Annotated in this window: 14 protein-coding genes; 5 read left to right on the top strand and 9 right to left on the bottom strand. The window is 51.2% G+C overall.

The window, feature by feature from the left end; translation table 11 throughout:
- Nucleotides 1-44 precede the first annotated feature (44 nt).
- The 5 genes from QZV76_RS06375 to QZV76_RS06360 all read left to right on the top strand — a co-directional run bounded on the left by QZV76_RS06375 (nucleotide 45) and on the right by QZV76_RS06360 (nucleotide 3,532).
- On the top strand, nucleotides 45-521 hold the full coding sequence (locus tag QZV76_RS06375; RefSeq protein WP_290599118.1) for an RNA polymerase sigma factor: 477 nt from the start codon (nucleotides 45-47) through the stop codon (nucleotides 519-521).
- Nucleotides 446-658 (top strand): sigma factor-like helix-turn-helix DNA-binding protein, encoded by a 213-nt coding sequence (locus QZV76_RS07505; protein WP_366664351.1) that lies wholly within the window; start codon nucleotides 446-448, stop codon nucleotides 656-658. Before QZV76_RS06375 ends, QZV76_RS07505 begins: the two co-directional genes overlap by 76 nt.
- Before the next feature lie 90 nt (nucleotides 659-748).
- A complete protein-coding gene (gene trxB / locus QZV76_RS06370) occupies nucleotides 749-1,723 on the top strand; it encodes a thioredoxin-disulfide reductase (protein ID WP_290599117.1) in 975 nt (324 codons plus the stop codon).
- Between the two features lie 166 nt (nucleotides 1,724-1,889).
- Nucleotides 1,890-2,216 carry a thioredoxin gene (trxA, locus tag QZV76_RS06365; protein WP_290599116.1) on the top strand — a complete coding sequence of 109 codons (327 nt, stop codon included), beginning with the start codon at nucleotides 1,890-1,892 and terminating at the stop codon, nucleotides 2,214-2,216.
- 188 nt (nucleotides 2,217-2,404) lie between these two features.
- Nucleotides 2,405-3,532, top strand: a complete 1,128-nt coding sequence (locus QZV76_RS06360) for an N-acetylmuramoyl-L-alanine amidase (RefSeq protein WP_290599114.1) — start codon at nucleotides 2,405-2,407, stop codon at nucleotides 3,530-3,532.
- A gap of 90 nt (nucleotides 3,533-3,622) precedes the next feature.
- Here QZV76_RS06360 and QZV76_RS06355 read toward each other — a convergent pair whose 3' ends face one another.
- The 9 genes from QZV76_RS06355 to rnpA all read right to left on the bottom strand — a co-directional run bounded on the left by QZV76_RS06355 (nucleotide 3,623) and on the right by rnpA (nucleotide 11,169).
- Complete coding sequence (locus QZV76_RS06355; RefSeq protein ID WP_290599112.1) at nucleotides 3,623-4,021, bottom strand: hypothetical protein; 399 nt, start codon at nucleotides 4,019-4,021, stop codon at nucleotides 3,623-3,625.
- A complete protein-coding gene (locus QZV76_RS06350) occupies nucleotides 4,012-4,311 on the bottom strand; it encodes a hypothetical protein (protein ID WP_290599110.1) in 300 nt (99 codons plus the stop codon). The genes QZV76_RS06355 and QZV76_RS06350 overlap by 10 nt, the downstream gene beginning before the upstream one ends.
- A gap of 316 nt (nucleotides 4,312-4,627) precedes the next feature.
- Nucleotides 4,628-5,641, bottom strand: coding sequence for a ParB/RepB/Spo0J family partition protein (locus QZV76_RS06345; RefSeq protein WP_290599109.1), 1,014 nt, complete (start codon nucleotides 5,639-5,641; stop codon nucleotides 4,628-4,630).
- A 104-nt stretch (nucleotides 5,642-5,745) separates the two neighbouring features.
- A complete protein-coding gene (locus QZV76_RS06340; protein WP_290599108.1) occupies nucleotides 5,746-6,654 on the bottom strand; it encodes an AAA family ATPase in 909 nt (302 codons plus the stop codon).
- A 547-nt stretch (nucleotides 6,655-7,201) separates the two neighbouring features.
- Nucleotides 7,202-7,801: a 16S rRNA (guanine(527)-N(7))-methyltransferase RsmG gene (gene rsmG, locus QZV76_RS06335; RefSeq protein WP_290599148.1), complete on the bottom strand. Its 600-nt coding sequence runs from the start codon at nucleotides 7,799-7,801 to the stop codon at nucleotides 7,202-7,204.
- A gap of 730 nt (nucleotides 7,802-8,531) precedes the next feature.
- Entirely contained in the window at nucleotides 8,532-9,041 is a 510-nt protein-coding gene (locus tag QZV76_RS06330) for a R3H domain-containing nucleic acid-binding protein (protein ID WP_290599107.1), read from the bottom strand.
- Between the two features lie 99 nt (nucleotides 9,042-9,140).
- On the bottom strand, nucleotides 9,141-10,337 hold the full coding sequence (gene yidC, locus QZV76_RS06325) for a membrane protein insertase YidC (protein ID WP_290599106.1): 1,197 nt from the start codon (nucleotides 10,335-10,337) through the stop codon (nucleotides 9,141-9,143).
- 5 nt (nucleotides 10,338-10,342) lie between these two features.
- On the bottom strand, nucleotides 10,343-10,726 hold the full coding sequence (yidD, locus tag QZV76_RS06320) for a membrane protein insertion efficiency factor YidD (RefSeq protein ID WP_290599105.1): 384 nt from the start codon (nucleotides 10,724-10,726) through the stop codon (nucleotides 10,343-10,345).
- A gap of 5 nt (nucleotides 10,727-10,731) precedes the next feature.
- Entirely contained in the window at nucleotides 10,732-11,169 is a 438-nt protein-coding gene (gene rnpA / locus QZV76_RS06315) for a ribonuclease P protein component (RefSeq protein ID WP_290599104.1), read from the bottom strand.
- Nucleotides 11,170-11,187 lie beyond the last annotated feature (18 nt).

Below are 11,187 nucleotides of genomic sequence, written 5' to 3'. Positions count from 1 at the left end.
GTACGGACTCTCCACCGCACTGCGTACCTCTACAGGACAACACCATGCCCAGCTCTGTCGATGAGCGCTACCTGCCAAACGACATATTTGTTACCCACCGCGATCTTTTCGATACCTTCGACGCACACACTGGTCTGTATCGAAGCATCGCCCGGCGTATCTGCGGTAACCCCCATGACGCCGAAGACGCCCTCCAAGACGCCTGTGTTAATCTGCTCTCCCGTAAACTCCCCCGGCGCGGCTCTAACCTTGTACAGTGGGTTGCCCGTGTTGTTACCAATGCCGCCATTGACCACCAGCGGAAACAATACCGTCACACCACTTCTGAGTTGAGTGAAGACTTCGATAAACCCGCCTCAGGCAGTAACGATTGGCCCCTCTGCGGCGGCTATAACTACAGCATGGAGCAAATGCTGAAGCAGCTCCCCCAGAGCAGCGGGAAGCTATCTTCCTTGTTGACGTTGCCGGATTCTCCCTGCAGGAAACCGCCGAGCTGGTCAACGCCCCATTGGGTACTATAAAAAGCCGCCGTAACCGGGCAAAAGCACACCTTATTATCACGGCTGCGCAGGAGGTAGCCGAGGACGTATCGGACGAAATCGAGGGAAGAGCAGATGGGATAGACACTGCCACTGTCACGTTGGCGAAAAGTGCCTAGTGCTTAGCGCCTAGTGCTTGTGGGAATATATGCGGCGGTATAGTCGTTCTACTAAAATAGTACGGGTAGGCTGCCATAATGCAGTAATGAATGCCCGCCGCTCACAGAAGGATAATCGTGGCTGAGAACACTCCCGACACCACCGCAGACGTCATTATCGTAGGCTCTGGTCCAGCTGGCTATACTGCCGCTATTTATGCAGCTCGCGCAGAGCTAAAACCTCTTGTCTTTGAAGGTTTTGCAGCAGGCGGTCTACTGATGAACACCACCGTCATTGAAAACTTCCCTGGCTTCCATGAGGGCATTGAAGGCCCCAAACTTATGGAGGAAATGCGCGCCCAAGCGGAGCATTTCGGCGCTGACCTCCGCATGGAGGAGGTTGACAAGATCAACCTCATTGGGGATGTGAAAACTGTTGAATCCCTTGGCGTTACCTATAGCGCCAAGACGATTATTCTGGCGATGGGCTCCACTCCCCGCTACTTGAACGTTCCCGGCGAGGAGGACTTCAAAGCCCGCGGTGTCAGCGCCTGCGCCACCTGCGACGGGTTCTTCTTCAAAGACAAGGACATTGCTGTGGTTGGCGGCGGTGACTCCGCCATGGAGGAGGCTACGTACCTTACCCGCTTCGCCCAATCCGTCACCCTTATTCACCGCCGCGATGAATTCCGCGCTAGCCCCATCATGGTTGAACGCGCTGAGGCTAACCCGAAGATTCACCTCCTTATGAATTCCGTCATTGCGGAGGTGCAGGGCGATACCACCCTTAATAATCTTCGTATTAAGAACACTGCTACTGGTGAGCTCAGCGATCTTCCTGTTGATGGTCTTTTTGTGGCTATTGGGCACGAGCCACAATCCCAGCTTGTGCGCGACCAGATCGCGGTGGATGCAAAAGGCTATGTGAAGGTTGAGGGTCGCACGTCTCACACTAGTATTGATGGTGTGTTCGCCTGTGGTGATCTTGTTGATAGCCACTATCAGCAGGCCATCACCGCTGCGGGAAGTGGGTGTGTGGCGGCACTTGACGCCCAATCCTGGCTTATTAACCATGCATCTATGTAAATATGTAGATACTGGTCAAGAGAGAACACTAGGAAAATAAAGACACGGAAACACTAAAGGACTCGCCCAACGTAGAAGGCATCACCGCTTAGAAAGCTTGTCCTGCAAGGTTTTGAATACAGATTACGTAAAGTTTTTCGCTAACGGTCATCATAAGGAGAAACTCATGTCCGCTAACACCATTACTGTTACCACCGCCAATTTCCGCTCTGTTGTAGCAGAATCCGAATTACCTGTGCTCGTAGACTTTTGGGCTTCTTGGTGCGGCCCCTGCCAGGCGGTAGGCCCCGTCATCGACCAGATTGCCGACGAGAATAAAGACACGCTTGTTGTCGCCAAGGTGAATGTGGACGAGCAGCAGACTCTTGCCCAAATGTTTAGCATTATGTCCATCCCCACCATGCTTGTTTTCAAAAATGGCAAGGTTGTGAAGACACTCACCGGCGCCCGCCCCAAGGCCGCTATCATGGCAGCCCTCAAGGACGTACTCTAACCTGCAGATTCTTTGTTTCTTCCCGGTAAAGAAAGCGATAAACTTTAGACATAGCGGCACGACCCTATAACTCGTGCCGCTATGTTGTGTGCTATCTACCAGAATCTTTTAAAATCGTACTGAGCTCTCTTGTCGAGCTTCCCCCGCGATTATTCTTTACGCTAGTTCAGGTGTCCAAGGAGACCTTCATGACAGACCCCCGTACACACTCCTCCATCGTTGAGGAAGTGCGTCAACAGCTCACAGAGCTCGGTTTTGTTGTGAACCCAGACGATGACCTCACCACCGCCATCTGCGCCTTCCAGCAGCAGCGTGGGCTAGTTGTCGATGGACAAATAGGCGCCATCACCCGCCGCGCACTCTCCGAAGCCAGCCACAAACTGGGCTGCCGCGTACTGAACTTCCTCCCCGGCAACCTCATGTTTGGTGACGACGTTGCCACCCTACAAGATTCCCTCCAAGAGCTAGGCTTCTACACATGCCGCATTGACGGCGTTTTCGGCCCCAATACGCACGTTGCCCTCATTAACTATCAGCGCGAATTTGGCCTTAGCGCAGATGGCATCTGCGGCCCGGCCACATTGCAGTCACTCAGTAGGCTCGGCCGGCGTATTACGGGAGGCTCCCCCTCTAACATCATTGAGCAGGAAATTGTGCGCTCTTCTGGCCCTAACCTGTATGGCAAGCGCATTGTCCTCAACCCGCATGTTTACAATGGGTCCACCCACTATGGGCATGTCCTCCCCGACACTATCGCCGAACTACACGATGAACTAGTGTGGGACATTGCGAACCGCATTGAAGGCCGCATGATGGCATTGGGTGTGGAAACATTCCTTACCCACCCGCGTGGGGGCGATATTTCCTCCGACAATGCCGCCCAGATGGCGAACCAGGTTGATGGGGACTTGATGATCACCATGGAGTGCGACGTCTACCCAAACGATCTGGCTAACGGCATGGCCACCTTCTTCTTCCGCAATAGCCGCGGCAAGGTGAGCGCAATAGGTAAGCTACTAGCCCAATTCGTGCAGCGCGAAGTGGTGGCCCGCACCGGTTTAACAGATTGCCGCTCCCATGGCCGCACATGGGACGTCCTACGGCTAACCCGCATGCCTTCTATCTGCGCCTCACTTGGCTACATCACCAACCCGCATAACCGTCAACTTCTTATGTCTGCTGACGGCCGCGATGCTATTGCTGAGGGCATTGTTGTGGCGGTAAAACGCCTCTACCTGATGAACGAGGACACCCTCTCCACCGGCGCTTTTACATTCGCCGAACTACTTGAAGTCGAGCGCAACTCTGCCCATTAAAGCTGCTCGCTGCGGCTGCTCGTTAAACCTGCGAGCTAAGCCTTCTTACTGCGCCTGCCTTGCTAACCTTACTTGCGCCTGCCCAGCCGATTATTCACTAAAACTGCCTGCTAGTGGGGATGACGGCGCCCCGTAGGTAATAAGCTCGATCATTCGGTCAACATAGCGCTGGTCAAGTGCCGCTTTTACAGACTTCTTCCATAGATTGCGCTTGTTGATATCCATGCGCCAACGCGATACCCGTGGATGCGGCACAATTTCTTTAAAACCGCAGGCGGACAAAACATCTTGAGTGGGGATACAGATATGGTCTAATGCGGATGTGGGGTCTGCATCCTGCGCATAGGATCCCGCATTGCCCAGTCTGCCGAAGGCTTCCACGGCTCGCACTCCCCTGTCTTGGAGATCCGCCACTGCCGCATTGATAAGTTTCACGTAATTCATAACGGAGCGGTAGTTGTCAACAATGTAGACATGGCTTAGGAGCATAGCATCGGGGTTGACGGGTCCGCTGGGGAGCAATTTGTGGCGGGGAATGTAGTTGGGGGCGCGTAGAGGACGGTTCCGACGGCACGTTCATCGGCAACAAGGACTTGCCCACAGACTCCCCATTCAAGGAGCACAGCGGATAGCCATGCTTCTTTTTCGAAGGAGTCATCATAGCCGCGTTCACAGTGGCCGGGTTCGCGATCTGTTTCCCAGAAGGCGCAGACGCGGGAATGGTGCGGGAGTTCTTCTACCATGGAGAGTTCTAGCGGCACGATATGTAAATCATCCACTTTTCTCTCCTTTTGGCCCGTTGGCCTATTTTGTCCTAACTTTTACCATTCGTCACAGTGACGAAACTACATGGACTGATTACACATGACTACATGCAACCAAATATCGCCATATTTTCACTATCCGCAACTATTTTAGAACTCATCCCTGCCCTGCGGAATATGAATCCCGATCCCATCCACAGTCACAGACACAGTCGCAGCCACAGTCCCATCCACGGTCGCATCTACAATCACGTTTTCGGTTTTATATCCGCATTCTTATACCAGGCGATGATAACGTGCGATTTATACCGTGTGATTTATACCGGCGCGATTAGTGACTGTCGCGGCTTGTGAGTAGATCAATAATGCGTTGGGCATCATCAGCGTCACCAAAATCAATGACGATACGTCCCTTCTTACGCCCCATTGAAACTTTCACTGTTGTATCGAGTGCGTCGGAAAGCCGCGTTGCACCGGCCTGCACAGTGGCGGGAATTTCTGCCTTAGGAGCGGGTTTCTTCTGTGTTTTTTTCCCACCGTTGTTAAGTAAGGTGACGGCTTCTTCCGTCTGTCGTACGGAGAGCCCTTCCGCTATGATCCGCGCGGCTAGTTCTTCCTGGTCAGCACTTCCAGTTTTTACCCCAAGGAGGGCACGTGCGTGCCCGGCAGAGAGGACACCAGCTGCTACTCTCCGCTGTACTGGTACGGGGAGTTTAAGAAGACGGATCATATTGGTAATGACGGGTCGTGACCTGCCTAGCTTGTCTGCTAGCTGCTCATGTGTCACGTTAAACTCGTCAAGTAACTGCTGGTAGGCAGCTGCTTCTTCAAGGGGATTGAGCTGGACGCGGTGAATATTTTCCAGGAGAGCATCACGTAGCATATCCGCGTCATCAGTTTGACGCACAATAGCAGGGATCGTCTCTAATCCAGCTCGTTGTGAGGCACGCCAGCGGCGTTCACCCATAATAATTTCGTAGGTTTTTGGCGCTATTTCCCTGACAACAATGGGCTGCAGTAGACCAAATTCTTTAATGGAGTGAACGAGCTCATTAAGTGCGTCCTCGTCAAAGACGGTACGCGGCTGCTTTTCATTGGGCCGTATAGAGTCAATAGGTATATCGCGATATACGGCTCCCACCGGACGATTTTTTGCTTTCTTAGCTGCGGTGGCGGCAGCGGTACGGCTCTTATTGGAGGACTTTTTACCGTTCTTCTTCTGGGATCCCGAACCCAAAATAATATCCGCGGCTGCGTCTCCCAAATGAGGAGTACTGGGGCGATCATCGGTAGGAATAAGTGCTGCTAATCCTCGCCCTAGTCCCCCATTGCGTTTATTACCCATTATCAGTCCACACTACTTTCTTCTGTACTGCTCTCTTCTGTACTACTTTTGCGCTCTAGCTTTATGCTCTAGCTTTGCTAACTATCGCGGTTATTCTGATTATCCTAATTAGCTTCACTAGCTTGGCTGCCTTGGTCTTTCTTAGTGCTACGAAGAATTATTTCTCGTGCTGCTTCTAAGTATGTTTTCGCACCTGTAGAACCCGGATCGAATTGAATAACAGTTTGTCCGAAGCCAGGAGCTTCGGAGACTTTTACAGACCTAGGAATGATTGTTTCAAGAACAATATCTCCGAAGTGATTACGTACCTCGTTTGCAACCTGGTCAGCTAGTTTCGTTCGTCCGTCAAACATCGTGAGCAGAATTGTCGATAGATGCAGATTCTTATTGAGGTGCATCTGAATGAGGTTGATGTTGTTAAGAAGCTGCCCCACACCTTCCAGCGCATAGTATTCGCACTGGATAGGTAGCAAAATTTCATCTGCGGCAACCATGGCGTTAATGGTGAGAAGTCCCAGCGATGGCGGACAGTCAATGAAGACAAAATCTATACCGAGCTCGTCAAGGTAGGAATCATCGAGTGCATCTTTTAGCCGCTTTTCACGTGCTACCATGCTCACTAATTCAATCTCTGATCCCGCAAGATCAATTGTTGCGGGTACAACAAAGACCCCTTCCCCAGCGGTTGATTTTTGTATGCATTCTTCAAGAGTGCATTCACCTAAAAGGAGTTCGTAGCTAGATGGGGTACCAGAGCGGTGTTCAGCGCCAAGGGCGGTTGAAGCGTTCCCCTGCGGATCGAGATCAACAACAAGGACATGCATCCCGTATAGAGCCAGAGCCGCGGCAAGATTAACAGCTGTAGTGGTTTTACCAACGCCACCTTTTTGGTTAGCCACGGAAAACATTCGTCGCGAGGGCGGCTTTGGTAGTTCTTCAAGACCCGTACGGTGAATAATTCGCGATGCTCGTTCAGCTGCTTCCGCAATTGGAGTATCGAAATAACTACTCATTTTTGCAATAATCCTCAGCTTGTTTCACGTGAAACTGTTTGCTTATATTCTCTCATGCTTAGCGCAACTTAGAAACATCGGCGGCATCTCATATATCCTCGTACTACCGCTTTTCTTGTTATCGCTGTTTCACGTGAAACTTATCTGTAGCGACATACTCTAGAAAACTAGATGTCGATAAAACCATTAAAAGTGTCAGCGATACATAAGTCACTCTATAGTGTGATGGCACCATAGCGCATCTGCTGGTGTGCATTTAATCTTGTTATGTTTCACGGGAAACAATTGCTCACATAACACGAAGCGTCAAAGTGATTCACTCCTACTGCCTAGTGTTAGCTCAAAAAGCACCAACGCCAACTTCTAAAAGTAGTCTTTAAAACAACAGTAAAGACGGAAGAGGACGATAGAGCTAGAGACAGTTTCTATTAATAATAGCTACTCGCAGTAGATCATTCTCGATAGACCAGTCTCAACAGAACTATAGAGTACCGCAGAATGCTTGTCCGTAATTTACCGAGCATAGGTGCTCGCCTTATACACAGTATTAAATATGGATAGCTCTAATGACGTATGTATCGTCAACTCCCCCATCGCGGTGAAGCTGCACAACTTCTTCATTTCGCCATCCCGCTATGCCAACAGCATTGGCATCGCGTTCAATCTCTTCTGCAGCACTAGAACCTTTCAACGCCACAAGATAAGAACCTTTATCGGCAAACGGGGCTGACCACTTCGCCAGTTTAGCCAACGGTGCAACTGCACGAGACGTTATGAAATCAACCTTGCCCACTTTTTGTTGGACAGTCTTTTCTTCAGCACGTCCGCGAATAACAGTGACATTCTCAAGGCCCAATTTTTCTACTGCCTCATTAAGGAAGGTAACACGACGCAGAAGAGGTTCAATAAGGAACACCTCTAGGTCCGGCCGAGCAATAGCAACAGGGATGCCGGGTAATCCTGCCCCGGAGCCAATATCTGCAACCGTTGAATTTTCCAGCAGAATATCGCACAACAATGCTGAGTTAAGAATATGCCTATTCCAAATACGATCAGCTTCACGTGGACCGATAAGGCCGCGCTCAATACCGTCCGTACATAGTAGCTTCGCATATTCCTCAGCTAGAGGGGATCTGCTGCCAAACATATCTGAAACAACGGGTGATGATGATGTCACTCAAACTCCTGAAAAGAAGAATTAGCACAACGACGTGTGAGAGAAGTGCGAAAAGAAGAATCACTTTTGCGGACACTTCTCAACCTATTTCACCGTACCTGCCATAGTGTGCTGAAACAATGAAAATGTCAGTATCGGGGAAAGTTATCCACAGAAAAAATAATAAATGTTTCATTTCCTCATATTTGTCTCTATTGAGCTAGAAAACCGGCAAATATATACGTTTCACGTGGAACAAAATACTTTAACCTGCGGAAATAGAATTACACAGATGTTATTCACACTGTGGATAACTTTTCTCTTATTCCATAGTCAGCGAGCTCCGTACCCCATCTGTATGGCACCATTAATGAACACCCCACCCACCCCGTCAATAAACTCCCCTACCCCATTGCCTCCTTGTTCCCTACCCTGTTCCCTACCCTTATCTCCGAAGAAAACACAAAAGGCAAAAGGATAAAACAGAGGACACATGGGCTCACACCACAGAAGACACAACACAAAAGACAAACGGCACAGAACATAAAAACTGCACCGTATAATAAACTGCATAAATAAACCGCATAAATAAAAGGTGAGCCGAGCAATATACCCGGCTCACCCTAAATGCTATGTAGTAGCTACCTAGCAGTATTACGTGAAGTGTTTTTATACAAGCACTTCACAAGCACTTCACACGAAATGCTTTCATGCGAAATATTTAGTTGTCGTTCTCTTCTGCGTCGTTGTCCGTGTAGTCATCGTCAGGAAGAAGAACGACGTGGCGGTTCTTGCCTTCACCAGTGGACTCGGTAACAACCCCATCAATCTCAGCAATGGCGTCATGGACAACTTTGCGTTCGAAGGGGCTCATTGGCTCTAGCTCAACCGGTGCCCCAGTTTCTTCAACACGCCGTGCTCCTTCTTGAGCTAGCCCGCGGAGGGTATCGCGACGGTTGGCACGCCAGCGCGCAATGTCGAGCATAAGGCGGGAACGTTCGCCGGATACTTCCTGTACGGCTAGGCGAGTAAGCGTCTGAATTGCTTCAAGTACTTGCCCATCGCGGCCGACAAGCATATCGAGGCTGTCGCCGCCGTCAATGCTAACGGAGGCGCGGTCGCCTTCTACATCAAGGTCAATATCGCCATCAAAGTCGATAATGTCGAGGAACTGCTCCAAGTAGTCGGCAGCAATCTCACCTTCATCAATGAGCTTCTGTTGCTTACTCATGTGTTGTCCTTTTGAGTCATCCAGCGTTCCACTGAGTGTATTTAGTGTGTGCTGAGTGTATGTGTATGGGTTGGGGGTCTTTAGGGTTACGGTTTTTGGTTACCGCTTCTTCTTTTTCTTGCCTTTGCGGTTTTTGGCTTGCTGCCGGGCGCGTTGTGCATTCCTGCGTCGCTCCGCCGCACTTAGCGCTTTACCGCTACCGTCAGCGGCACTATTCGCGGCATTGTTAGCATCCGCGGCACCACTAGCCGCACCGTCTGCAGCACTGTTAGTAGCCTTGGCAGTACTGTTGGTGTCCTCGTCATCGGACTGCGTTACAACAACAGCTTTACCGTGCTTATCCCGCTTGGGTTTTACACCGGGGCGTGGAGCGTTTGCGGCGCGGGCAGCATCGAGCTTTTCTTTCGCCTCACGCTTTTCCTCATCCATCTTCTTAAAGAGGAAGTATTGCTGGCAGCCTGTCCATATATTGTTGGTCAGCATGTAGGTAAGGAGGCCTACGTGCCACATAACGCCGGTGCCCAGAATCATGATGGGGAAGAACCACAGCATCATCTTGTTCATGACGTTAGCCTGTGGGTTGGCGGCGGCAGCGGAGGTCTGCCGGTTGATCGACATACGGGCGTTCATGTGCGTGGCCACAGCAGAAATAAGCAGCATGGGAATAGTGACGCACAAAATGGCGACGAAGAGACTGTGCTCATCCTGCGGGTGGTAGGTTCCTACCGGATAGAACGCTGCGTATTGTTCCTTCGGCTGGGAAATGTAGCCGGAGAGGGGGGCGCCGAAAAGGCGGGCGTCCAGGAAGGATCGTACTTCATCGGGTTTGAAGTAGTAGTTACCGGAGTTACGCGTTTGGGCGACGGTGTAGCCGAGGCCTCCGGAGGACTTCCCCATCTTGTTGAACACGCGGAGCACGTGGAACAGGCCAATGAAGACGGGGATCTGAATGAGCATGGGGAGGCAGCCCATGGCCATATTGACGCCGTTTTCTTTTTGCAGCTTGGACATTTCCAGGGACATTCGCTGCCGGTCGTTGGCGTACTTTTTTTGGATGGCCTTAATTTGTGGCTGCAGTTCGGACATCTTCTGGCTTGTTCGTACCTGCTTCACCATGGGGTAAAGGAGGATAAGGCGAACTGTTACCGTTAGGAAGATGATGGCCAGTGCCCAGGCTGCGCCGGACGCGTTGGGGTTAGTGTCGACGGGAAGGTTGCATACTCCCAGTAGCCATGCGAAGGCTTTATGCCAAACCCACAAAATCCAGGAGATTGGATAGTAGATAAAGTTCAACACTACGGCTAATTCTCCTCAGTTGGGGTGTGTGTTGTGGTGTGTGATGCACCGTGGCGGGGTGTGTTGTGGTGGCGGGGTGGTGGGACGGGATCGTATCCGCCGGGGTGCCAGGGCGCACATTTAAGAATTCGGATTGTTGATAGCCAAAGTCCGCGGAAAAATCCGTGAACTTGGAGTGCTTCCAGTGCGTATGCGGAGCATGTGGGCTGGAATCGGCAGGTGGGGACGGGCTTCAGTGGGCTAATAGCGGTGCGGTAAAAATACACTGCTTCAATAAGGAGAAGGCTTGCCCAATCACGAGGGTTTTTCCAGGAGCGGTGACGAAACTCGTAGTCGCTGTGGATTGCCCCAGGTCGGCTCGCAGAATTCGGTGAGTGGTCGTCACACATACGTTTTAGCCTTTTGCTGGTGGCTCAGGTGGTTGGGGTGCACGCAGGGCTGGTTTTGTAGCGAGACGTCGGAAGGCTTCCGTTAACCATTTTTCTAGGCAGGCGGAGGGCACAAATTGGGATCCGGGAAGAGCCCGAATAACGATGTCTACGTTGTTGGGTATAGTCGGGAGTAATTCTCGGCAGGTATGCCGGAGCCGTCGGGACAGTTGATGTCGTGCAACTGCATTCCCGACGGCTTTACTGACGATTAATCCAACACGTGGAGGGTTTTCCGACGTAGCACTATGAGGATGGGAACCGGTGACGGATGCCGCTAGTTCCTTATCGTTGTCCTGTCGTGCGGCGTACACCACTACGTGACCGCAGGTCACTTTCACTCCTGTGCGAACTACTCGACGAAAGTCTGAGCTCCGATGGAGACGATTCTCCTGTGAAAGCATGTATGCCGCGTCGCTTAA

The organism is Lawsonella sp. (assembly GCF_011525565.1).
Taxonomy (GTDB): domain Bacteria; phylum Actinomycetota; class Actinomycetes; order Mycobacteriales; family Mycobacteriaceae; genus Lawsonella; species Lawsonella clevelandensis_A.
The sequence above is the reverse complement of the archived record's forward strand: the minus strand, read 5'-3'. Positions and strand labels throughout refer to the sequence as shown.